Source organism: Virgibacillus siamensis (assembly GCF_039522605.1).
In the GTDB taxonomy this organism is placed as follows: domain Bacteria; phylum Bacillota; class Bacilli; order Bacillales; family Amphibacillaceae; genus Lentibacillus; species Lentibacillus siamensis.
In genome coordinates, this window is the sequence record NZ_BAAADS010000001.1 from 68,676 (window position 1) to 91,908 (window position 23,233).

General features: G+C 39.7%; 23 protein-coding genes and 1 riboswitch. Of the genes, 3 read left to right on the top strand and 20 right to left on the bottom strand.

Annotated elements, in window-relative coordinates; translation table 11 throughout:
• Positions 1–30 precede the first annotated feature (30 nt).
• The 10 genes from ABD010_RS00360 to cpaB form a co-directional block, all read right to left on the bottom strand.
• Positions 31–852, bottom strand: coding sequence for a hypothetical protein (locus ABD010_RS00360; protein ID WP_343809214.1), 822 nt, complete (start codon positions 850–852; stop codon positions 31–33).
• Positions 853–917: 65 nt separating this feature from the next.
• Complete coding sequence (locus ABD010_RS00365) at positions 918–2,354, bottom strand: hypothetical protein (RefSeq protein ID WP_343809215.1); 1,437 nt, start codon at positions 2,352–2,354, stop codon at positions 918–920.
• An 18-nt stretch (positions 2,355–2,372) separates the two neighbouring features.
• Positions 2,373–3,788 carry a VWA domain-containing protein gene (locus ABD010_RS00370; protein WP_343809216.1) on the bottom strand — a complete coding sequence of 472 codons (1,416 nt, stop codon included), beginning with the start codon at positions 3,786–3,788 and terminating at the stop codon, positions 2,373–2,375.
• 53 nt (positions 3,789–3,841) lie between these two features.
• The gene (locus tag ABD010_RS00375; protein ID WP_343809217.1) at positions 3,842–4,063 is read right to left on the bottom strand and encodes a Flp family type IVb pilin; all 222 of its coding nucleotides are present in this window, start codon (positions 4,061–4,063) and stop codon (positions 3,842–3,844) included.
• Between the two features lie 88 nt (positions 4,064–4,151).
• On the bottom strand, positions 4,152–4,373 hold the full coding sequence (locus ABD010_RS00380) for a Flp family type IVb pilin (RefSeq protein WP_343809218.1): 222 nt from the start codon (positions 4,371–4,373) through the stop codon (positions 4,152–4,154).
• 17 nt (positions 4,374–4,390) lie between these two features.
• Complete coding sequence (locus ABD010_RS00385) at positions 4,391–5,326, bottom strand: type II secretion system F family protein (RefSeq protein WP_343809219.1); 936 nt, start codon at positions 5,324–5,326, stop codon at positions 4,391–4,393.
• A gap of 3 nt (positions 5,327–5,329) precedes the next feature.
• Positions 5,330–6,259 (bottom strand): type II secretion system F family protein, encoded by a 930-nt coding sequence (locus ABD010_RS00390; RefSeq protein ID WP_343809220.1) that lies wholly within the window; start codon positions 6,257–6,259, stop codon positions 5,330–5,332.
• A complete protein-coding gene (locus ABD010_RS00395) occupies positions 6,231–7,601 on the bottom strand; it encodes a TadA family conjugal transfer-associated ATPase (RefSeq protein WP_343809221.1) in 1,371 nt (456 codons plus the stop codon). Before ABD010_RS00395 ends, ABD010_RS00390 begins: the two co-directional genes overlap by 29 nt.
• A gap of 18 nt (positions 7,602–7,619) precedes the next feature.
• Positions 7,620–8,747, bottom strand: coding sequence for a CpaE/TadZ family protein (locus tag ABD010_RS00400; RefSeq protein ID WP_343809222.1), 1,128 nt, complete (start codon positions 8,745–8,747; stop codon positions 7,620–7,622).
• 35 nt (positions 8,748–8,782) lie between these two features.
• Positions 8,783–9,601, bottom strand: coding sequence for a Flp pilus assembly protein CpaB (gene cpaB, locus ABD010_RS00405; protein ID WP_343809223.1), 819 nt, complete (start codon positions 9,599–9,601; stop codon positions 8,783–8,785).
• 401 nt (positions 9,602–10,002) lie between these two features.
• Between cpaB and ABD010_RS00410 the strand changes: the two genes are divergently transcribed.
• Complete coding sequence (locus tag ABD010_RS00410) at positions 10,003–10,344, top strand: hypothetical protein (RefSeq protein ID WP_343809225.1); 342 nt, start codon at positions 10,003–10,005, stop codon at positions 10,342–10,344.
• Positions 10,345–10,364: 20 nt separating this feature from the next.
• Here ABD010_RS00410 and ABD010_RS00415 read toward each other — a convergent pair whose 3' ends face one another.
• Positions 10,365–10,640 (bottom strand): YutD family protein, encoded by a 276-nt coding sequence (locus ABD010_RS00415; protein WP_343809227.1) that lies wholly within the window; start codon positions 10,638–10,640, stop codon positions 10,365–10,367.
• A 140-nt stretch (positions 10,641–10,780) separates the two neighbouring features.
• On the opposite strand from ABD010_RS00415, the gene ABD010_RS00420 reads away from it, so the two are divergent.
• Both ABD010_RS00420 and ABD010_RS00425 read left to right on the top strand, forming a co-directional pair.
• Entirely contained in the window at positions 10,781–11,332 is a 552-nt protein-coding gene (locus tag ABD010_RS00420; protein ID WP_343809229.1) for a YhcN/YlaJ family sporulation lipoprotein, read from the top strand.
• A gap of 35 nt (positions 11,333–11,367) precedes the next feature.
• The gene (locus ABD010_RS00425; RefSeq protein ID WP_390350874.1) at positions 11,368–12,330 is read left to right on the top strand and encodes a M23 family metallopeptidase; all 963 of its coding nucleotides are present in this window, start codon (positions 11,368–11,370) and stop codon (positions 12,328–12,330) included.
• A gap of 203 nt (positions 12,331–12,533) precedes the next feature.
• Here ABD010_RS00425 and ABD010_RS00430 read toward each other — a convergent pair whose 3' ends face one another.
• The 9 genes from ABD010_RS00430 to sufB all read right to left on the bottom strand — a co-directional run bounded on the left by ABD010_RS00430 (position 12,534) and on the right by sufB (position 23,206).
• Complete coding sequence (locus tag ABD010_RS00430; RefSeq protein ID WP_343809233.1) at positions 12,534–12,632, bottom strand: methionine/alanine import family NSS transporter small subunit; 99 nt, start codon at positions 12,630–12,632, stop codon at positions 12,534–12,536.
• Positions 12,633–14,174: a sodium-dependent transporter gene (locus tag ABD010_RS00435; RefSeq protein ID WP_343809235.1), complete on the bottom strand. Its 1,542-nt coding sequence runs from the start codon at positions 14,172–14,174 to the stop codon at positions 12,633–12,635.
• A gap of 202 nt (positions 14,175–14,376) precedes the next feature.
• Positions 14,377–15,927 carry a Na+/H+ antiporter NhaC family protein gene (locus ABD010_RS00440; protein WP_343809237.1) on the bottom strand — a complete coding sequence of 517 codons (1,551 nt, stop codon included), beginning with the start codon at positions 15,925–15,927 and terminating at the stop codon, positions 14,377–14,379.
• Positions 15,928–16,032: 105 nt separating this feature from the next.
• A riboswitch (Lysine riboswitch) is annotated at positions 16,033–16,212 on the bottom strand.
• A 46-nt stretch (positions 16,213–16,258) separates the two neighbouring features.
• Positions 16,259–17,047 (bottom strand): sporulation protein YunB, encoded by a 789-nt coding sequence (gene yunB / locus ABD010_RS00445; RefSeq protein ID WP_343809239.1) that lies wholly within the window; start codon positions 17,045–17,047, stop codon positions 16,259–16,261.
• Between the two features lie 68 nt (positions 17,048–17,115).
• Positions 17,116–17,418 (bottom strand): YunC family protein, encoded by a 303-nt coding sequence (locus tag ABD010_RS00450; protein ID WP_343809241.1) that lies wholly within the window; start codon positions 17,416–17,418, stop codon positions 17,116–17,118.
• Positions 17,419–17,505: 87 nt separating this feature from the next.
• A complete protein-coding gene (locus tag ABD010_RS00455) occupies positions 17,506–18,900 on the bottom strand; it encodes a bifunctional metallophosphatase/5'-nucleotidase (protein WP_343809243.1) in 1,395 nt (464 codons plus the stop codon).
• A gap of 11 nt (positions 18,901–18,911) precedes the next feature.
• Positions 18,912–19,727 (bottom strand): sulfite exporter TauE/SafE family protein, encoded by an 816-nt coding sequence (locus tag ABD010_RS00460; protein ID WP_343809245.1) that lies wholly within the window; start codon positions 19,725–19,727, stop codon positions 18,912–18,914.
• Between the two features lie 280 nt (positions 19,728–20,007).
• Positions 20,008–21,495: an MFS transporter gene (locus ABD010_RS00465; protein WP_343809248.1), complete on the bottom strand. Its 1,488-nt coding sequence runs from the start codon at positions 21,493–21,495 to the stop codon at positions 20,008–20,010.
• A gap of 313 nt (positions 21,496–21,808) precedes the next feature.
• The gene (gene sufB / locus ABD010_RS00470; protein WP_343809250.1) at positions 21,809–23,206 is read right to left on the bottom strand and encodes a Fe-S cluster assembly protein SufB; all 1,398 of its coding nucleotides are present in this window, start codon (positions 23,204–23,206) and stop codon (positions 21,809–21,811) included.
• Positions 23,207–23,233 lie beyond the last annotated feature (27 nt).

Sequence of the window (23,233 nt, forward strand, 5' to 3'; positions counted from 1 at the left end):
TTCTCCTTATCAACAATGAATAGATTTTAATTAGATCCTCAATTGTTTTCTTGAAGAAGCATTTGTTTCTGCTAAACTATTATAAAATGCCTTCTTTGCTCCTTCAATGTGTTCTTTTTTTGTTAGTCCTTCCATATTTGGTTGAAAACTAATATGCTCGATTCTTTTACGCTGCCCACTTTCGTTTTTAGAAAATTCTTCTAAATATCTTTTTACGGCAGGAGTTATATACTCCCCCACTGGTGAATTTTCCATTTCTTTGATGTACTTATATTTTGGAATAGACTCGTAATCAGCTACTAATTGTCTATATTGAATATAATCTACTTCACCAAGATAATTAGCCAACTCTTCTAAATCATTCTTCGAAAAATTTATCAAAGTTCCATCCTGATACATTTTTATTTTTTGTTCAGTGTTCTGATATATTTTAATAATACGTTCCTGAAGATTTAAGATCAACTCCGTTCCTTTCAGACAATATTCAAATACATTCTTTCCTTCTTCTGTTAAATAAAAATCAGCTCCATTTAATACGTCCGATAGAAACTCTCGCATTGTTGTAAAAGCCTGCATATCAGTGTTTGCCCTTTCTCCAGCATGAGTCAAAATCAAATGAAACAGTTCTGCAAACTCCAATAATGTATCGAAAGCGTCCAAGTATACTTTTTTTTCAGCTTTAGAAGTTGGAGAAACAACCGCACATCCATTCATTTTATTCCACCTATAATAATTTGCAAAAAAGTACTCATCATTATTTATTTGAAAAGATCCAGGATTAATGGTAAATGACTCTAAAAATTTTTTATGTCTTTTCACTTCTTTTTCTACTAGTGGATCATTATGTATCATTTAGCAATCACTCTCTTCTGAATAATAAAATAGTGGAAACAGAAATGAGCTAAAACTCATTTCTGTTATCCGAATAAACCTGTTACAGCGTCCCAACCTTTTTGAGCTATATTCTTCGTGCCTTCCCAGACTTTTTTACCAGTCTCTTTAATAGAATTCCAATTCTCAGCGACATATTTAGTTGCTTTTGAGGCCCCCCATAACACCGCTCCTCCCGCGGCCATTATGCCTCCAGCAACTCTAGCTCCAGGGACTGGAACTGCGGAAGTTACTACTCCAGCATTCATAAGTGTGCTCCCAGCACTTGCGGTTGCATCGGCTACTGCAGCAGTTTTTTCAGCACCACTTGCATCGCTATCCAAAACATCTGAAGCAGTACCAATCTTATCGAAAGTTTCGATACCCGAAGCGACTGTACCAACTGCTGCTGTAGCTACATTAAACTTAGACAATGCTTTTGATACTCCTGATGGCGGAGCAGGTATTTTTTTTGTTAAGGACAAACCTTTTGAAGACTTGTTAGTCGAATTTGCTAAATTAGCAATATCCCTTCCGCTGTCAGTAGTTTTGTAAGCTTTTCTTGCACCCCGAAAGGTTTGATATCCCTCAATTCCTTGCTTAACACTATCATAAGTATCATATGCATCGATCAATTTATTATCCACACCAGCTAATTTCAATCCGTTAACTAGCATTCCACTATATACATTTCTTGCCGTGGAACCAAAACCAGAATCTGTTCTACCAACGTCTAGGTATCTTTGGTGTGTTAAACCAGCATTAACAAATTCAGCGGTTCCCCCTCCGACATCAGTGATAACATACTCTGCTACTTTTAAGGGATCTATATCGGCTTCATTTCCATCGGCGCCGTTTCCTTCAGTTCCTTGGCCGTTTGTGCCATTTCCAGTTGTCCCTTGGCTATTTGTGCCATTTCCTTTCATACCGTTTCCAACTGTTCCTTGGCCATTTGTAAGATTTCCATTGGTACCGTAGCCGTTAGTTCCGTTCCCATTGGTACCTTTACCATCAGTTCCATAACCATTAAATCCATCTTGGGTCCACGGATTTCCAGTTGTACCATTTCCGGTTGTCCCTTGGCCATTTGTTCCATTGCCGTTAAACCCACTTTGGGTCCAAGGGTTTCCACTCGTTCCATTTCCATTAAATCCTTCGTTAGACCATCCCTTCATATACCAAGGGATGCTATTCCACTCATAGCCTAACCAATCTGAGCCGTCTGTTTTTGAACCATCAGTACCTTTTCCTTCCCAATCGTCACCTTTCCATGGACTTCCATCCCAATCAAGTTCAGATCCATCCCATGAATTTCCTTCCCATGTATTTCCTGACCATGTATCACCTTCCCATGTATTTCCTGACCATGAACTTACAGCATATGCCGTCGGTGTCAACACGGGGAAGAAAGCTATAAAAGTAATGGCTATTATAATTAATAACTTTTTAAACCATTTGGCAATTTTCATCACCCCATATGCCATCAAATTGTTTTCCAGGTGTTAATTCTTAGTTTGTTTGTTATATTTTTGATTAATCGATTTTTTCTTCTTTTTGATATTTTTTGCGCTTATGTCATTTAGATTTTTCTTAATTTGTGCTTGCATTCCTTTTAGGTCTTCCCTTAATTTATGTGCTCGATCCTGTAGCTTCATCTTTTGATCAAAAGTAATTAATCCTGCGTCCTCTGCCACATTAATTGCAGCTATTAAACTATTACTTTGCCCAAGAGTTTTTGAATACCAATTATTTGTGAACTCCATAATGTCAATTTCGTTCTCAACACCAGAATATTCTACATCCTGCATGGCTTTTTCCTTCCATTCCTTCCAAGCTTCCAACACTTCTTCTGCTCGGTTAAATTCTTCTGCCAATGCCTTTTGCTCGTTAACAGTGGTGTAAACACCATCAGATGCTTTAGCCATTTTTTGTAATTGTTTCTGCGCTTTAGCATCTGAATGATAGCCAATAATATTTATAATAGGTTTTGCATTTGAGTTTGACAAGGACTTAGCCACTTTTACCGGATTTCCCCCACAAGTTCCAATTCCGTCACTAACCAAATAAATTAAATTAGTATTTTTTTTAGCATCAAGATTTTTAAATGCATTTCGGGACTGCTTAAGAGCGGAAGCAATTGGAGTCCACCCTTTCGGTGAAAATTCATCTAAAGCTTTTTTAAACTTAGAAGCTTTATAAGGCGCGAATCCGTATACTTGTTCAATCGCACTACATGACATTTTTTTATCAGCTTGAGAACCGGAGCCCTTATGACCATATACTCTAAGCGAAACATTGGCTTTCTCCGGAACATTTGATAAAAATTCGTTAATAGTTTCTTTAGCAAGCTCCATCCTAGTCTTTCCGCCACTAGCAATGGCCCCCATACTACCGCTGGCATCCAAAATAATTTCAATATTATAGTTTTTTTTAAAATGGTAGCGGGAATCTGGTAAGTTAGGGTTTCCAAATGAAGCGAATTCCCATTTCTTTACCATGTCCTGGGGGTTAGGAAAATCCCTTGCAACTAATGAATAAATATAGTTAAAATACTTATTCAGCTCTTTTTCAGAAGCATTCTCACTTAACGAAGGCAATTTTTTAAAGTGTTTACTGATTTTTTTTTCATTGTCGTATACACTAATGCCACCAAATTTACCCTGTGTCTGTTTGATAAATCCGTCAACTGTGTTTGGAACCTGAGTTGCTTTCTCCAGTTTTGGTATACTGTTACTGTCAGTACTATTGTCGTCTGGCTCACTTTTAATATTATCTTTCGACTGATTGTTTTCACTTTGTTCAGTTTTACTATCCGCTTCGCTCGATGTCTCATTTTCTTTTTTATCATCACTGCTACACCCCGATACCATCATTATGACAGCAATGATTAAAAAAATATAACACATCTTTTTATACATGAGTTAATGCTCCTTTTTATTCAAATGACTTTTTCATTTCCTCAATAAATGTATTATTTACCTCCTCCTCCAATTTGAGTTATTAAGGTGTTAAACTTATCAACTAATGTTTTTCCAAAGTCCCCTTCTGAAAAGGCTTGAGATACAACACCTACAAGGATTACTATTACCGCAGCAATACCAATCCACTCTAATGTCTGTGAACCTTTTTCATCTTGTTTCATTTCTTCTATTTTGTTCATCGCCTTTACGTAGACTCCGTTCAGAAAGTTCATTACAACTCCTCCTATTTAAAAATGTTATTATTTCATTAAGCATTTTTACTTATCAATTTAAAGATATTAATACGTTTTAATCTTATAGTTATTTACCTCCTCCTCCAATTTGAGTTATTAAGGTGTTAAACTTATTAACTAATGTTTTTCCAAAGTCCCCTTCTGAAAAAGCTTGAGATACAATGCCCACAAGAATTACTATTACCGCAGCAATACCAATCCACTCTAATGTCTGTGAACCTTTTTCATCTTGTTTGATTGTTTCCAGTCTGTTCATTGACTTTACGTAAATTTCATTTAAAAAATTCATATCATTGCCCCTTTAAACTAAAATAATTTAAAAATACTATTTTCACCCATCAACATATTCATGATCATCAACCCTGCAATCATCAATATGGAAACAGGTGCAATTAAAAACGTTGTTACCAAAGTTACTTTTGGCGAAGCTTTAGCCGCCAGTTCTTTTACCTGCTCCTGTCTTATCTGCCTTAAATCATCTGCCTGAATTTTAAACGTCTTCGCTATCGGTATTCCTAGATCCAATCCCTGAATTAAAGCCTTAATTAATGATTGAAATTCATCGTTGTCATTTCGTTTTAGTAGTTCGCGGTAAGCTTTTTCCCTTGGGACACCAAGGTCAATTTCCTGGTTAAATCGTGTGAACTCTTCACGAATCGGACCGTCGAAATATCGAATCACCTCCCTTAATGCATGATCTAAACTGACTCCTGCCTGAAGACTGGTACTTACGGTATCCATAAAATCAGGTAAATCTCTTCGAATTAACGCTTGACGTTTCTTGGCCTCCCTTCGTATTAGTAATATCGGTATGAAATAACCGATTACCGGATTAAATATAATCATATATTGAGAGAATGGCAGCCCAATCACCATGGATAGCAATCCGGAAAAAAAGCCTATGATGAATAAAAATATTTTTAATCCCTGGAAACGGGACACCGTTAACTTTAACGGGTTTCCGGATTTTCTCAGCCATTCTTCCACCATATGGTTCTCACTGAAAAAATTAATTCGCTGTCCCAAATCTGCAAAGTCATCTGCGTAATTCGTAATACGACTGAATAATTCAGCCCTTCGATTTTTCTTTTTTACTTTTTTTTCAAACGGATCTATATGCGTAACATCTGCAACATGGTCGATCGCATATCGTTTCTCACGAAGGAATGACCAAAAATGTTTCATTGCAATCAAACAGCAGAACCAAAAAGCGATTATCGATAAAATTATTAATGCATCCATATACTACACCTTTATATTCGTTATTTTTCGTATCAGGAAAAATGATAAAACAATTGCAATAAGAAAGATAATCAAAATAATCAAGCCAAATCCGGAAAATAATGGTTCTATAAATCCATCTATTACATTATTCATGACCAACAACAGAAATATGGGTAGTGCAGGTACAATAAATGAAATATATTTTTCTTCCGATGTCATCGTTTTAATTACCTGATTCAGCACCTTGCGTTCTTCAAATGTGTCTGCCATTGTATCCAAAGTTAGTGCCAAATTACCTCCCGTTTTTTTCTGAATAAGCAATGTTGCGATAAACAAATTAAAGTCCCGGGATTTATTCCGTTTTTGCACAGAACGAAAGGCTTTCTCCAACGTAACTCCAAGTTTCAATTCATTCGAAATCCGTTTAAATTCATCACCGGCTGGAGCTGAGACCTCTCTTGCAACAATATCTATTCCCTGATTAATGGTTAAACCGGATCGTGCCGCATTTCCAAGTATCCTGCATATTTCACCTAATTGTTCATTGAACCGGACTTCATAATTATTTTTCCTGAAGTAAAACAGCAAATAATTCGCAAGGAACATCAACAGTACCGGAAGGAGCATCGCCACCAGAATTGGCATACCAAAAACTGAATAAAACAAGACAAATAATGTAAGGTAACCTGCTACTAAAATTCCTATGTATTCTGAAGGCAGAAGATTTAAATTGGCATTCTGTAATTTGTTGCGTAATGCCTGGGAAGACTCTTTCTGGTCAAAATTGTCCCCCCACTTACTGATAAAACTTTTACGTTCTTCTTCCGGAAACCACTTTTTAACTTTTTGTTTCCATTCTTTCTTTTGTGACCGGTAACCCAAATAATAATAAACAAATATGAGAAGTGACAGCACAGCCAAACTATAAAGTATAGATACTGCTATGTTCATAATCTGCCTCCTCTACCGGCGTAAAGAAATCCATATTCAGGTCAATACCAAATACTTTCAAATGCGGAATACATTTAGGAATAATCCCCGTCGGTGTAAAATAGCCTTTGATATTACCTTCACCGTCAACCCCTGTTCGTTGGAAATGGAAAATATCACGAATTTCAATTTTATCGTCCGCTGTTTTTTCTACTTCTGATATATTGGTGATTTTACGAGTTCCATCTGTAAGCCGCTGTACCTGCACGATGTAATCCAATGCGCCAACAATATAATCACGAATTACATGTGTCGGAAGATCCATACCTGCCATAACAACCATTCCTTCAACACGATTGATCGCATCAATTGGTGTGTTCGCATGCACTGTAGTCAACGAACCTTCGTGACCAGTATTCATTGCCTGGAGCATGTCAAATGCCTCCGATCCACGAACTTCACCAACAATAATTCTGTCAGGCCGCATTCGGAGAGAGTTTTTTACAAGATTTCGAATCGTAACTTCACCACTGCCCTCAACGTTTGGCGGACGTGCCTCCATTCCGACAACATTTGGTCTGTCAAGTCTAAGTTCCGCTGAATCCTCTATAGTAATAATTCGTTCCCCAAGCGGTATTGATTTAGCCATTGCATTCAGTAAAGTAGTCTTACCACTACCCGTTCCCCCGGAGATCAAGACACTTAATTTTGTTTCAACCAGTGATTCCAGAAATATCGACATATGCTCAGTAAACGTGTCATATTCCTGTAAATCATCCATTACAAAAGGCGTCTTTCTAAACTTACGAATAGATAGAATCGTCCCTCCCAGACTGATTGGGGAAATAACTGCGTTTACACGACTGCCATCAGGTAACCTGGCATCGACCATTGGGGAGCTTTCATCAATCCTTCTGCCTAATGGTGCTACGACCCGGTCCACAATATGACGAACATGTGACTCATCTTTAAATGAAATATTCACGCGCTCCAGTTGTCCTCTCCGTTCCACATAAATTTCTGTAGGGGAGTTCACCAGAATTTCTGTTATGGAATCATCTTTAAGCAAAGGCTCTAATGGTCCAAAACCGACACTTTCATCAATAAGCATGGATAGAAGTGATTCTTTATCCTGCCTCGGAATGACTACTTTTTCCTCCGACATAAACTGGTTGATAAATCGTTCAATTTTCAAACGTTTGTCTGAGTCTCTTAAACTGGTAATCTGCTCCAAATTCACTTCTGTTAAAAGTCTGCTTTTATAATGTTCAACTAATTCATCTATGTAGCCGTTGTTGGACACAAAACTAGTATCTATGTCGTTGTCAGTTTTATTTGTTGAATTTCTTTGAAAGAGAGACATGATACCACCACCCATTTTTTATTTCAACATAGAGTGAACCCATTTATGTATATCCTTCGCTACTGGAGTCATTTTCTTTTCCTGTGGTACTTTACGCAATGGATCACCCTGATTTATATAAGCTTGAACGTGTTTAATATCCTTTCTAATTTCGGCTGCTATACCATAGGATACAAATCGTTCCATATCTTTTTTGTTTAACTCCTTTTCTTTGCTCTTAAAATTCATTACAAATTCCATTCGGTCATCCGTAATGATACCTAAACGCTGGAATAATGATTCTACACTTTTTAACACGCTTATTGCGACAGTATCAATATTCATTACATAATAAATTCGATGTGCTTCTTCCAATACTGTAAATGTTCTTTCATCCATCCAACCCGGCAAATCCACTACTATAAAATCATAGCTCCGTTTTGCGGCCCTTAAAAGTTTTAATACAAACTCATCATTAATTTTCTCGGCAAGTTCGGCATCCCTTGGACTAACTAATACATTTAAATCAGAATGCTCTTCTTTTTCGGAGACATTCCTGATATGGTGCTCTCCAATTTCGTCCATAACTGGTAAAAGATCAATAATAGATCGATTACTTTCAATTCCCAAAAAAGTTTCAGAGCCTCCATATTGAAGATTCAAATCGATAAACAAAACCTTTGCAGTCGATTCAAGTTTTAACGTTTGGGCAAATGTTGTACTTAATAATGATTTACCGGTACCACCGCTCCCGCTGTAAAAGGCAAACACTTTACCGCCGCCACGCTTAAAGCTGTCCTTGGATTTTTCTTCGAGGCTGCCGGCTTCTTTCGACATGGCCTCAAGCCTCTCCATAAAAATTAGTTCTTCTCCTGGTAACACAAAAAACTCAGAAACTCCCAATCTAATAAGTCCTCTTAGCAGCTCAAAATCCTCTTGATCATTTAGACAGATAATAGATGCTTTTGGGTTTTCTGCTAAAACAATTTGTGCATCATCAACAGCAGACTTATCTTGATTAACAATGATAATTAACTGAGCATTATATTTGGTTAAATCTGTTGCTGAAACAAAATGTAATTGAAAAGATTCGTTAATTTGCTCATTTAATGAGGCAATTAACTCTTCGTTATCCCCTAAAACGTAAATATCATTAACTTTGCTCATTTGTGTCCTCCACCTACAATAGCTATGTGCTTCATTTATTTCTTATCACTTTTTTTGTTTTTATCTTTGTTGGAATCCTTCTTTTTATCATTGTTAGATTCCTTTTTCTGTCCTTCTTTCTTTTCTTTTGAATCTTTAGATGACTTTTCCTGCTTATCTTTTGTTTGCTTATTCTCAGATTCCTGTTGCTCCTGTTCCTTGTCAGATTCCGAAGTTTTCCCTTCCTCTGAATTCTGTTCCTGCACCTGACCCACACTTGATTTAACGATTCTCAGGCTATCAGCGTAGTTCTGCATATGTATCAATTCAGGAACTTTTTCAAATGGAACCTCCAATTGCACACCTTGAAATTGATCGTTTTTCTTGGCTACTCTTGCCACTTTAACATCTTTCATAAAAACCTCAGTTACAGGTTTCTCGTCAAAGCTGTGTGAAACAATAATATCAACCCGATCCAATGCGATTAACTCTTGATCGAAAGTCACTTTTTTAGATTTAATCATGGTGATCAATCTGTTTCCTGCTTCCGTAACGGTTGATGCATTTTTTAAAATGTTTTTAGTAACGATTTCACCCTTAGCCACTGGTACTACTGCAACTTTTCCTACCAATGTTTCAGCATTTGTAATATGCTCATCCCGAAGATACTTTTTTGGTATCTCATCCGTTGTAATATCTTCCGGTGTTATTACCGATCTAGATGAAATATCATCCTTAGCAACGTAAATCGTCACGATTGTTCCTAAATTAGTGTTCAAAGCCTGAACTTTTTTCAATACCAGAAAACCTGATATCAATGCCAAAACAAGTGCTATAAGAAAAAATATTATTGCTTTCCTTTTCGATTCAAGCATCCATTGACCCTCTTTCCTTTCATTAAATAAAACGCTTCACTGTTTTAATTATGATTTTCTATCCTACATCATCACATAAAAATAAAATATGTCAATTCCGTTACAAGAGTCACGAAAAAATATCCAGTTGTTTCTTCCTATACCACTGGGATAAATTTGGTAAACCATTATTAGGAATATGGTTAAAAACAGGTTGAAAGACCTATATAATTAACATATATTACCAAATATGAATTAAATTGGATTTTTTATAGTTCTTTCGAATTGTTTTTCATAATTATATATGTTGTGACATTTATCTCGAATTCAAGATATTTTGTTAGTAGAAAGGGACCAGTGAGTTGGTGGAAATTGGCAGGTTTTCAGTTGCGTATTTGTTAGAAGATAAGTGGAGAGAAAGGATGATGATCAAAATGGCAAAAGGAAGTAAGAAAGAATATCGTGATTTTTCCAATGTTAAAAATGTCCGGGAGAATCTGATACCTGAAGAATTCCCTGAGGGTCCGGTTGGATCTTCCATAAATAAGGACGAACCGCCCTATAGTAAATCGACTCCATGGACTGAGGGACAGCGGCGTCAAAGTGCTTTTATCTATCCGGATAAAGAACAGCATGATGATCTGCCAAGGCAGGCTCCTACATCACATCCGCTGCATGATGAATCAGGCGATGCAACCGACGAAGCAGATGATTTAGACGATGGTGTAAATCCTTCTGACGATTCATACGAAGAAGAGCAGTAGTTCCGGGTGAACTGCTGCTCTTATTTGTCTATTTTTTTCATAATGAAATAAGCACAGCCAAAGTTGCAGTACTCATACAGGTAGTCATCCAGTGTACTTATTTTGGTATCGAATACGGCTTTTGGATTCTGGTCATCGTAAAACCCTTTTAACCGAAGCTGTTCATATCCCCAGTCGCCAACGATGAAGTCGTATTTAGACAAGATATCAGAATATCGCTCGTTGAGTCGGTCTTCTTGGAATCCATCCTTTACATTCTCAATGATTTCATATGTTTTCCCTTGGATTTCAATCAATTACGCGTCACCTCACATCAAACTGTCTTTAGTTTATCATATATTGAATATGCTTAACCACCGTATCCTGAATTACTTTGTATGAATTTTTCATATTTCAACAAACTATAGCCATAGAAAATTAATGGAGGCTGATAACCATGATTAGAATAATTATGCTTTCTTTCATATTGATGTGTGCAGCACTCGCGGGATGCGGAACTACAGATAATGCAACTGAAGAACACGACCAGATTGTTGAGGAACTGGATCCATCCAACGAGAATACACCGGATAACCCCGAACAGGATAATAAACTGGGTTATGTCAGGTACACGAAAGATCAACTGAAAAATGATGCGGAACAGAATCATTCGATAAACATAGACCGTACAAAGATGGCCAACATGATCACACGGATTATTTTACGAAATGATGGATTTGAGGAAGTCGCAACCCTTGTTACGGATCAGGAAGTGTTGATTGCCTATGAAAAAAATGATGCACTGAATGCGGAAGATGCAGCGGATATTGCTAAAAAGACTGCGGTCTCTGCCGTTCCAGGTTACTTTCATGTATATGTATCCGGGAATGCAACACTTATGCAGGATATTCAAAGCTTGCATAATTCCAGTATTCAGGACAACAGCTATGAAAACACCATTGACAGCATTATTCGTGAAATGAAGAAATCACCACAAGAAAAGGAATAGAATAACCCCCCGGATAAGGAGGTGGAAATCACAGGATGAGCAACATTAAAAAGATAATGGTCTTCTCCTTGTTACTGACGCTTCTTTGTCAAGTGCCACCGGTTCATGCAAAGGAACAGGACTTATACGATGAACGCATGGCACTTTATAAGAAAACCGAGGCAGTGACACAGCTGCCGTGGTATTATATCGCTGCAATCGATCAGTACGAGCGAAACAGCAAAAAAAATGATGATGAAGAACAGGTTATATCGATATCCATACCTCCCGAGATCTGGTTCGGAATTGGCAACGGTTCACGGATTAAGGCGGAAAATTTTATTCAGTTTTTCCATGGACAGGGAATGGATGGGAACGGAGATCATAAGGCAGACCCGAAAAATCCTGAGGATGTGCTCTATACCATGGCAAACATGATCATGGAGTACGGCCCGACAAAGGATGAAGTCAAAATTGCGCTCTGGAATTATTATCATCGGGATTTGACGGTCCAGACCATCATGAATACAGCCAAAGTTTTCCGCAAGTTTGGAACAATTAAACTGGAAGATCGGGATTTCCCGGTTGCCACTGAATATAACTACAGTTACCGTAGTACATGGGGAGACCGTCGTGGATTTGGAGGCTTACGGATCCATGAAGGGACAGATATCTTCGCCGATTATGGTACGCCGGTTAAATCAACCACGTATGGCGTAATTGAAATGATGGGCTGGAATTTATATGGTGGATGGCGCATCGGTATCCGCGATATTTATAATATTTATCACTATTATGGTCATATGAGCGGGTACAATGATGATATAAAAGTCGGACAGGTTGTTAAGCCAGGCGATGTGCTAGGAAAAGTTGGTTCCACCGGCTATGGTCCGCCGGGAACCTCCGGAAAATTCCCACCTCATTTGCATTATGGCATGTACAAAGATGATGGATACAGTGAATTCTCATTCGACCCATACCCGTATTTAAGGAAGTGGGAGCGCATGGCGAAGGATTAGGCGCTAAATAGGTGGAAGATGACTTTAGTTGCTGCTCTCCCGATTTTAAGTGTGGTTCGCTCGATTTTGAGTGCTGCCCGCTTGATGTTGGACGGGGTTCGCTCAATTTTCAGTGCAACTCGCTTGAATTCGAGTATTCCTCGCTCGAATTCAGCAGTCATTTAAAAAGAGCCTCTACCAGACAGGTAAAGGCTCTGTTTTATTTATTTTGATTTTTTAATGGCATTTGTAATACTTGCTGCCAATCCTCCCCAAATAATAACCATACCAAGGATCATAACAACGATAGCTGAAGCGCTCATTTATTTAGCCCCCTCAGATTTCTTTTTATCTTTTTCATTGGTGTTTCCGGATGACTTCCACTTAGTAAGTGCTAGCAGAATTCCTAGCAAGAGTGCACCACCAGCAACAAACCAGCCGCCATATAGAATAAATGCATCAGAATAGCCTCCATAGTTTCCTGTTGGTTTATCAAACAGTTGCAGCAGGTTTTTTCTGAACAATTCATACATCGTATATCCCAGGACAATCGGCGTGATGATCGTTAAACTGAACGTCCACCATCCGCCAAGTTTAATATCGGAAATTTCATTGGCGTGTTCTTTGAATGTCCCTAGTTTGCGCAGGAACCATGCAATCAGAATTACTTCAACCAGACCAAGCATGGCAACCCCAAACTGGTTAATGAAATAATCCGCCGCGTCCAAAAAGTTCAGTCCGCCCCGTGTAGCAAACAGCAGGGATATGATTGCAGCTGTCCCACCGCCAAAAAGTACTGCTTTATTACGGGAAATTTTAAATTTATCAACCAAACCGGCGACGTATGTTTCGGTAATCGACATAAGTGACGTCAGCCCGGCCAGTACCAGTGAAGCAAAGAACAGAAAACCGAATAATTCACTTAATGCCGGGAACTCATTGATGATGGCAGGGAATACCACAAACGCTAAACCGACACCACCAGCAACCACTTCATCAACTGCAACACCTTGTTGAGAAGCCATGAATCCCAATACTCCAAAGACACCGATGCCGCACAGCAATTCAAAACTTGAGTTACCGAACCCAACGATAAATGCATTGTTTGTCAAATCTGTTTTTCTCGGCAAATAACTGGAATATGTGATCATGATAGCAAATGCGATCGACATACTAAAGAAAATTTGTCCGTATGCTGCAACCCAGACACTCGGATCCCAGATTTGACTGAAGTTTGGTTCAAAAAATGCGTTCAAGCCCTGTGCTGCGCCGGGCAATGTAACAGCCCGTATAACGATAATAAGAAATATAATGACTAATGCAGGTATGAAAATTCTGTTGGCAATTTCGATACCTTTTTTAACACCTTTAAATAAAATTCCGAGTACAACCAACCATACAATAATTAGCGGAATCAATACTCCCGGTACAAATCCTCCAACTTGACCAGGGTCAGCAAGGTTTAAATAATCACTAAATAAAAATGCTTCGGTATCTTCTCCCCAGCTGAGATTAATGGAAAAGATGGAATAGGATATTGCCCAGGCAATAATGACGGAATAATACGTTGATATGACAAATGCGACCAGCACGGCCCACCAGCCTATCCATTCCACCTTCTTACCACCCATGCGATTATATGTCAGCGGTGCGGAACCACGGTATTTGTGCCCCATGGTAAATTCCATAATCAGAATTGGAATACCGGCTGTCAACAATGCAATCAGGTATGGAATAAAGAATGCTCCACCACCATTTTCGTATGCTACGGACGGGAACCGCCAAATATTTCCCAGACCGACAGCAGAACCAACTGCTGCCATTACAAACCCTGCTCTTGACCCCCATTGTGAACGATTTTCCATTTTTAGACCTCCCCCTTCCCTATTACAATCCAATGTATGTGCGACTGTAACAGGTAATGTTACTAATCTTTGTTTTTTTCAGATATTTATGCTTGTATTATAACGGTACTTTCCGCCTATGTCAAAAGATAACTATACTATTCAGTATTATATATTTTTTCAAAAAAACTCTTCTGCTGCAAAAGCAAAAGAGTTTTTTAATCTACTGTTTTGTTGTTTCCATAAATTGGATAAACAAGCCCGCGGCAATAATAATAATTAATGATGCAAGCAGGGCAACCGAGACCAACCCGGTAAAACCGATTACCAGGTAGCCGACAGCTGCAGAAATGGCTGCAATGATGGCATACGGCAGCTGTGTGAGAACATGGTCAATATGATTTGATCCGGCACCGGTCGATGACAGAATCGTCGTATCGGAAATCGGTGTACAATGGTCACCGAATACTGACCCGGCCAACACCGCCGCAAGTGATGGCAACAGCATGGTGATATCGGTAATCGATGCAACCTCTGCCGCAATCGGAAGCATGATGCCAAATGTACCCCAGGATGTCCCTGTTGCCAGTGCCATAATTCCTGCAATCGAAAAGAATAAAAATGGCAATAATGCCGGGCTGATGGATGCATCGCTGACGATACGGGATAAATATTCGCCGGTCTCCAAGCTACCAATAATTGCCCCAATCATCCATGCCAACAGCAAAATGTAGATTGCTGGCATCATTGTCTTCATTCCTTCAATACTGATTTTCCAAAGTCCCGGCTTCGGTTTTTTCTGCAGCCAATGGAATCCCAATGCAGTTAAAACCGCAGCAAGTCCGCCGATTAGCAAGGAAAGATTTACATTTGTATTGGCAAAAATGGATAATAGCGTGACTTCTGTACTAATCATCATCATACCGGTTACAATCATTGCAGCAACCGTCGCAACAATTAAAACTCCAATCGGGACCAGCAAGTGATAGATTTTTCCATTGCTGTGCGGGTCAAATGCATCACCCAAATCACCCGGGACATGTTCCGATTCCGGATTTAACAGCTGTCCTTCGTTCACTGCCCGCTCCTCATGTTTTCGCATCGGGCCGATATCCATACGAAAATAGGCTACCATAAATACCAGCAGTAACGCGGCAAGTGCATAAAAATTCATTGGAATCATTTTAATGAACGCTTCCAACGGCTGCAGATCTGTGATTTCATTCGCCGCAAGCAGGCCACCTATAATTCCGATGATATAGGCTCCCCAGCTGGAAACTGGTGAAATAACAGTGACCGGTGCTGAAGTGGAATCAATAAAATACGCAAGCTTGGCTCGTGAAATTTTATGTCTGTCTGTCAGCGGCCGTGCAATCTGCCCGACAGCAAGACTGTTGAAATAATCATCAATAAAAATAATTAATCCTAAAATACTAGTCATCAGCTGTGCTCCGTTTCGCGATTTCACCCGTTTAATCATCCAATCACCGAAAGCCCTGCTTCCACCTGACGCTGTCAAAAATGCTGTCAAAATGCCGAGCAGCAATAAAAATGCCAACAGCTCAAGATTTCCGATATTAAGCTGGCTGCCTGTAACAAATATTCCATAAAAGACGTTCCAGATTTCGGCTATCGAATCAATCACAGCGAAATCATGAATGAATAATGCCCCGACAATGATTCCGGCACCAAGTGACAGCAAAACGCGCTTCGTGAGCAATACGAGCACAAGCATGAGCAGTGCCGGAATAATTGAATAAATCGTACCTTCCATAATTGCTTCCTCCATTTTCTTTCATGCGCTTACTGATCTAAAAACAACAAAAAAGCAACGATAGAAAATAACCTACCATTGCTTTAGTATCCGTTATCCTCCATTTCGATCAGTAGTTCTCCATGCATGTAGTATCAGCATGACAGTGTATCCTTTATTCAAAAACACACCAGCAATAATGGTTTGTGACTCTTCATTATGCTTCGGCAGTCGACCCTTTCATCAATCGTCATCGATGTCATACTCAGATTGATTACTCATGCCGGTTGCACCTCTACCTCACCGATCTGATAAGGTAATGCTTATTTAATTCCTCACATAGTATAGCAGTTTATTCCCCTTTCTTCAAGGAGTCTTTTGGAACGGAAATTGACGGGTTTTCACCGTTCCCGTAAAACTCCGGTACAGGACCTACAATAGTTCTCGAATCTATGTAAATTTGGGTACTGACTTCTTCTACTTCCGAGGTAAACGGAATAATCACCTGCACATCCGCTTCAACTATGATATAAATGGAAACCATATAATTATTAATACCAAATTCCTTAACTTTTTTAATCACGTCTGTCCGAACACTCCCGGCCAATTGCATATTCACCGGAATTTTCGGTCCCAGATTCGCCAAAACCGAATTGCCTGTTACCTGTCCCAATGGAATTTCCACAACTGTAGGATCTTTTTTGGGCAGATTTTCGGCACCTCCATCGTATTCAATCGGGTCTTGCAGTGACTCATCATATTGCGGCTGCCTTCCTTCATTCATGCTGATAAAAAACTCTTCCACACGATCTGTAGTAACCCGGTTGATTTTATTGACCACATTTGAATTCCATCCATACGATGAAATGTCGCCGGCATCATCTTCTGTATAAACAATCAAATCGTCAAAACTGTAGTTCTCGGCGAATCGAACAGCCTGGTTGATGGCTCTTGTTGCAAACTCCTCCGTTTTAATTTTCGCTATATCCATCAGGACAGGTTTTAAACCCTGATTAATAATCCAAAAGCTGAACCAAACGGCAGCGACAAATAAAATCATGGTAATAACGATTATATTCTTTGTCCGAATTGGAGACCGTGGTGTTCTTTTTTTGCGGAATACCATTGGCTGCTTCATCATTAAAATAACCCCCTAAAACAACGTATGCTTGTTTATGGGGGCTTAGAATTATTTTTCAGCCGGAGCAGTCAGGATATTTTCAGCAGTGCATCTTTGCCAATCATTCCCGGCTCCCAGCCGTATTCTCTGGATGCATCGGTGATTTTCTCAAGCGGTGCATCCAGCAATTGATCAATCGTCTTCACACCCAGTGCACGTCCGGCGATGACGTTTCTATCTTTAAGCACTTCATTTAAAACATCGACATCAAGTGCACCACACATAATATAGCCGACCTCGTTGGAAATCACCAGTAAATTGGTTTTCGGAAGTTCTACAGTTATTGCCGTAAAAAACATACCATCCACTTCTAACGGATTAACGGTCATCATACGGAAAAATGCCTCCCTCCTGCTTTACATAATAAGTTATGCAGGCGAAAGACATAATGTCACCATCACTTAATTGGGATGCTTTGATCAACTGAAATGGGTACGTAACGTGTCCGCAAGCAAATCACGCAGGAATTCCGGTAAATAGAACTGCTTCGATTCCGATTTGGCTATTTCCGGCAACAACCGCCCAAATGTAAACGTATCGGCAGTTGCTACCTTATATGTCTTGTCAGGGTCAAGCGGACGGCCATTGAAAGAGACCCATTCCACATATTCATGACCGTCTTCACGAATAACAGTATCCACTTCCACCCCGGAAAATATCATCTTCCCAATCACTTCACCGCGAAAGCCGAACCCTTTCAGCTTCAGTTCAGTCAATTCTTTCGTGTAGGACGCGCGGATTACTTCAACCAGTTCATCACCATCCAGTTCCACTGTACATGGATTGATCGGATGCGGACAAATGTGGTGAATATCTTTATATGTCACATCCCCCGCCGGAAACTGATCCAGCAGCAGCCCTGCATTCAGCATCGCAACATCCGCCTCGGTCCATGCTTTCAGTGTATCAGTCAATTTCTGCATCATCTCCGTTTGCTGAAACCATTTAACCTCGATAGGTTGTTCCAAATGAGTGACAGGGTGTCCGAGCATATCATCGGCACGGATACTAAGATCATAAAGTGTTTGCTCAGTCCGAAGATCTTTGGCCATATGTGTGATGTCAGTCGTATGCGCTTCTTTTTTAACAATGGATTCAGCTGTATGATCCCACGTTAACGTCACTTCACCGACAAAAGCACAATGCTTCCCGGCAGCAGTGATCAGAGTGTTGTTAATCGTTTCTCCTGTACGGAGCAGGTGATGTGTATGACCTCCGATGATTAAGTCAATATCGTCAAAACGACGGGCAATTTCCTGGTCTTCCGTGATGCCGAGATGGGACAGCAACACGATTACATCCGTTTCTTTTTTCAACGCTGAAATGTATGCTTCCAACGTCTGGTACGGTGGTGACATATGCCAGTCCAGCAGTTCATAAAATGCGTTAAACGGTGCTGTCAAGCCGATCATACCAATTTTTACCCCGCCTGCCGACTGAATGTTAATCGTCGGTTCTTGCCACTCAGGTTCATGGTCAGTCATACTGTGCAGATTGGCGCACGTTATCCGAAATTCCGCATCATCATATAAATGGTGCAAATCATCATGAGCCATGGTAATTCCTTCATTATTTCCAATCGTCGCGAAGTCATATCCAGCATCGTTCAGAAGCTGTACATTGGCTTTTCCCATAAATGCCTCTGCAATCGGATGAACGCGGTCCACATGATCTCCAATATCAATCATCCAGCACGAACTACCTTCAGATATGCGGCGTTCTTTCTCCGCCTTGAAATAGCCGACCACACGCGACCAGTTTTCAAAGTTGCTATGTAAATCGTTTGTATAATAAAAATGTATTTGTTCCTGCATGTAAATACTCCTTACATAATTCCTTCAATAATTAATCGTATTCCAATGATAACCAGTATGATCCTTAGTGCCCATTCCAATATATTGCCTTTAATCAGCTGATTAACCTTTGCACCGACAACCCCGCCAATTAATGCCCCCAGAATAAACGGAATTGCATATTCCCAAATGACATGCCCAAGGAAAATATGGGTTCCGGCGCTGATCATACTGACAAAGAAGATCATAAACATCGATGTTGCAGCTGCGATATGAACCGGTATACCGAAAAGCAGGATTAAAGCCGGAACCATAATGGATCCGCCGCCGATTCCGAATAATCCCGATAGAATTCCAACAACAACTGAAAGGAATACAGCCTGCCAGATGGAGACTTTATAATGATATGTCTCCTGATTGACTGTAAAGGTACGGACATTAGGTGCATTGGACAAATCCTTGTCCGGCCGCTTTCGTTTGATTAAAAAAAGCATGGATAAACCAATCATCAGGATACCAAAGTACAGTGTAAATTGCTCCGTATCCACGAATTGATTCAGCCACGATCCAAAAATACCAGCTGGAACGCATCCGATCAGAAACAGTAGACCTGTTTTGTAATCCACTCTCCCCTCCCGCATATAGGAAAACGTTGAAGCTAAAGCGGTAAACACCATTGTAACCAGGGAAATTCCAACAATCATCTGCGGTTCAGCCCACCCGAACGCTGCGGAATAGTTATATAAAAATAACAGGCTTGGAATAAGAACGATCCCGCCGCCAAGCCCAATCAGACTGCCGACAAACGCTGCTGTGACAGCTATCATAAAACATAAAATATAAACCAAAACAATCCCTGCCTATCCAATTCTCTGTAACCATGGTAGCATTAATGAAAGGGAATGACACGAATTTAAACTATAGCACCGTTTAACCTAAAATCGAAACCAATGCCGATTTTGTGGCACGATTTATATATTTTTTTAAATATATCACTTTTTAATGTCTGATTACGATTTATATTATGGGAATATACAATTCGAAAGTAGATGTAGCCGTCAGCCCCAGATAAGTGCAGTGCCGCATAAATCCATCATCTATGCGGCACTGTGTAAAGGAAATATTTACTTAATTTTCATGGTCATCATCTTGACTATCATCTTCTTTTCTTTCGGCTATTTCACTTTTTTCTTCTTTCCACCACAATGCTTCTTCAGGGTCCTCCAAGACATCATTTATTTCATGCTTTTCCTCCACAGCAGGCGGCTGTCCCCTGAGTGACTTTCCTGATGTCTCGACAACGAAAAATGCAACAATAAGGATGCCAATAATAGAAGCAAACATAATGTAATATGCCGGAACCAGCCTGCTCGCCGTTGCACTGATCAGCCATGAAACAACGAGTGGAGCGGTACCACCAAATACCGATGTGGCGACATTATACGTAATCGCCAGTGACCCATACCGAACTTCCGTAAAAAAGAGTGATGGTAATAATGACGGCATGACACCTTGAAAGGATGCAAGTAGCGCACCCAATATCATTAATCCTAAGAAAACCAGCAAGCTATTACCGCTTCCGATTAATAGGAAAGAAGGGATTGATAAGACAATCATTCCGGATATGCCAAACAAAATTATCCGTTTGTTTCCAATACGGTCACTAAAATATCCTGCCGTTAAGACAAATGGAATCATAATGACCATCACAACCAGTATCAATAACAGTCCTTTTGTATCCCCATAGCCAAGCACAGCATTCAGATGGGAAGGCATATAAGTCAAAATAACGTAGTAAACCGTATTATAAAACGAAACCAGTCCTAAACCAATCAGTAATGATTTGCGATGATATACGAAAATATTTTTAAGGGATGCTTTTTGTTTTTTATCTTCCTCTTCTTCCGCATTTCTGGTTTCAAAAGCTGGTGTTTCTTCCAAATTACTACGCAGGTAAAAACCGATGATGCCAATCGGTGCAGCAATAAAGAACGGGATTCTCCATCCCCAGTCATGCATGGTTTCTGAGCCTAATACAAATGTGAGCAGTGTTACAATTCCCGCACCGGTGATATACCCAACTAACGTGCCAACTTCAAGGCCACTAGATAAAAATCCCCGCTTTTTGTCCGCGGTTGATTCTGCAATGAACGTCATAGCACCTGAATATTCCCCACCTGCAGAAAACCCTTGAATAAGCCTTGCAACAAGCAATAATATCGGAGCGGTGATACCGATGGAAGAATATGTTGGAATCAGTCCAATACTTAATGTAGCAAACGCCATGATGATCAGTGTGATCGCCAGTATCTTCTTGCGTCCAATCCTGTCACCAAGCATTCCAAAAAACAAACCGCCAAATGGACGAACTAAAAATGCGACAGCAAATGTAGCAAAACTGAACACTAATTGTAATGGACCACTGAATTCAGGAAAAAATAATGCACCAAGAATAACAGCTAGATAGGAATAAATACCGAAATCAAACCATTCCATTGCGTTACCAATCGCCGTTGCAATAACCGATTTTTTCGCTAGTTTTGTATCAACGACCGTAACATCATCCTTATGTAAGTCCTGCGTATTTTTCTTACGATTTTTTTTCTTTTTGTCCACTTATTTGCTCCTCCTCGTTTTCGTCTCTTTCTCATTTTAACCTGAAACGTGAATTAATATTTTATATCCACAGAATTTTATTTCCTTCTAAAAGTTAAATTTAAACATATTTCACATAATGGATAGAAGGAAAATTCACCAGCTGATTAAAAATGTGGTGCCCGAATAAATATGTACCGTGTTATTATAACAATGATGCTATTGTGCCGAAACCGTCCAAATATCTTATTTTTCATTCGGATCAAAACCTTCGTGTATTAGCCATAAAAAAAACCTTGCCACAATCATTCATGTGGCAAGGGTTTTGCTTTGATTAGCCAACAGAACCTTCCATTTCCATCTTGATCAGCCGGTTCATTTCGACTGCGTATTCCATTGGAAGTTCTTTTGTAAATGGCTCGATAAAGCCCATGACAATCATTTCAGTTGCTTCTTCTTCACCAAGTCCGCGGCTCATCAGATAGAAAAGCTGTTCTTCTGATACTTTGGATACTTTGGCTTCATGCTCCAGTGAAATGTTATCGTTATTGATTTCATTGTATGGAATCGTATCAGATGTTGATTCGTTATCCATAATCAATGTATCACATTCGATGTTGGAGCGGGCATTGTCTGCTTTACGTCCAAAATGAACAAGTCCGCGGTAGTTAACTTTACCACCTTGCTTGGAAATGGACTTGGAAACAATCGATGAGGATGTGTTAGGTGCCAAATGATACATTTTTGCACCAGCATCCTGAACTTGCCCTTTTCCAGCTATTGCAATCGACAGTGTATTACCGCGTGCTCCTTCACCTTTCAGGAGACATGAAGGATATTTCATCGTCAATTTCGAACCAAGATTTCCGTCAATCCATTCCATTGTTCCGTTTGCATCAACGGATGTACGCTTCGTAACCAGGTTATACACATTATTTGCCCAGTTTTGAATTGTTGTGTAACGGCAGTATGCATCTTTATGAACAAAGATTTCAACAACCGCACTGTGCAATGAATTTGTTGTGTAAACCGGTGCTGTACAGCCTTCCACATATTGTACGGATGAGCCTTCGTCAGCGATAATCAACGTCCGTTCAAACTGTCCCATGTTTTCCGAGTTAATACGGAAATATGCTTGCAATGGTGTATTTGTTTGAACACCTTTTGGAACGTAGATGAATGATCCGCCAGACCATACTGCTGAGTTCAATGCAGCAAATTTATTGTCCGATGCAGGGATAACCTTCCCGAAATATTCTTTGAAAAGGTCTTCGTTTTCTTTAAGTGCTGTATCTGTATCCTTAAACACGATACCAAGTTCTTCCAAATCTTCTTTCAAGTTGTGATAAACAACTTCCGATTCATACTGTGCAGATACACCAGCCAAATATTTTTGTTCCGCTTCTGGGATACCCAGTTTATCAAAGGTCTGCTTGATTTCATCTGGTACCTCATCCCATGTTTTACCCTGTCTTTCAGATGGTTTCACATAGTACACGATCTCATCAAAATCCAATTCAGAAAGATCGCCGCCCCATTGTGGCATTGGCATTTTATAAAACTGTTCCAATGCTTTTAAACGATAATCCAGCATCCATTGCGGTTCTTCCTTCATTCTGGAAATTTCTTCAACCACTTCACGTGTCAGACCTTTTCCAGAGCGAAAAACTGATACATCTTTGTCATGGAAGCCATATTTATACTCTTCCAATTCTGGCATGTTTTTAGCCATGCTGAATACCTCCTTATAGTGTTCGTG

Bases quoted from the DNA above. Each gene is read 5' to 3' on its own strand.
- ABD010_RS00360 (WP_343809214.1), bottom strand. From the start codon at position 852: ATGATACATAATGATCCACTAGTAGAAAAAGAAGTGAAAAGACATAAA.
- ABD010_RS00365 (WP_343809215.1), bottom strand. From the start codon at position 2,354: ATGGCATATGGGGTGATGAAAATTGCCAAATGGTTTAAAAAGTTATTA.
- ABD010_RS00370 (WP_343809216.1), bottom strand. From the start codon at position 3,788: ATGTATAAAAAGATGTGTTATATTTTTTTAATCATTGCTGTCATAATG.
- ABD010_RS00375 (WP_343809217.1), bottom strand. From the start codon at position 4,063: ATGAACTTTCTGAACGGAGTCTACGTAAAGGCGATGAACAAAATAGAA.
- ABD010_RS00380 (WP_343809218.1), bottom strand. From the start codon at position 4,373: ATGAATTTTTTAAATGAAATTTACGTAAAGTCAATGAACAGACTGGAA.
- ABD010_RS00385 (WP_343809219.1), bottom strand. From the start codon at position 5,326: ATGGATGCATTAATAATTTTATCGATAATCGCTTTTTGGTTCTGCTGT.
- ABD010_RS00390 (WP_343809220.1), bottom strand. From the start codon at position 6,259: ATGAACATAGCAGTATCTATACTTTATAGTTTGGCTGTGCTGTCACTT.
- ABD010_RS00395 (WP_343809221.1), bottom strand. From the start codon at position 7,601: ATGTCTCTCTTTCAAAGAAATTCAACAAATAAAACTGACAACGACATA.
- ABD010_RS00400 (WP_343809222.1), bottom strand. From the start codon at position 8,747: ATGAGCAAAGTTAATGATATTTACGTTTTAGGGGATAACGAAGAGTTA.
- cpaB (WP_343809223.1), bottom strand. From the start codon at position 9,601: ATGCTTGAATCGAAAAGGAAAGCAATAATATTTTTTCTTATAGCACTT.
- ABD010_RS00410 (WP_343809225.1), top strand. From the start codon at position 10,003: ATGATGATCAAAATGGCAAAAGGAAGTAAGAAAGAATATCGTGATTTT.
- ABD010_RS00420 (WP_343809229.1), top strand. From the start codon at position 10,781: ATGATTAGAATAATTATGCTTTCTTTCATATTGATGTGTGCAGCACTC.
- ABD010_RS00425 (WP_390350874.1), top strand. From the start codon at position 11,368: ATGAGCAACATTAAAAAGATAATGGTCTTCTCCTTGTTACTGACGCTT.
- ABD010_RS00430 (WP_343809233.1), bottom strand. From the start codon at position 12,632: ATGAGCGCTTCAGCTATCGTTGTTATGATCCTTGGTATGGTTATTATT.
- ABD010_RS00435 (WP_343809235.1), bottom strand. From the start codon at position 14,174: ATGGAAAATCGTTCACAATGGGGGTCAAGAGCAGGGTTTGTAATGGCA.
- ABD010_RS00440 (WP_343809237.1), bottom strand. From the start codon at position 15,927: ATGGAAGGTACGATTTATTCAATTATTCCGGCACTGCTCATGCTTGTG.
- yunB (WP_343809239.1), bottom strand. From the start codon at position 17,047: ATGATGAAGCAGCCAATGGTATTCCGCAAAAAAAGAACACCACGGTCT.
- ABD010_RS00450 (WP_343809241.1), bottom strand. From the start codon at position 17,418: ATGATGACCGTTAATCCGTTAGAAGTGGATGGTATGTTTTTTACGGCA.
- ABD010_RS00455 (WP_343809243.1), bottom strand. From the start codon at position 18,900: ATGCAGGAACAAATACATTTTTATTATACAAACGATTTACATAGCAAC.
- sufB (WP_343809250.1), bottom strand. From the start codon at position 23,206: ATGGCTAAAAACATGCCAGAATTGGAAGAGTATAAATATGGCTTCCAT.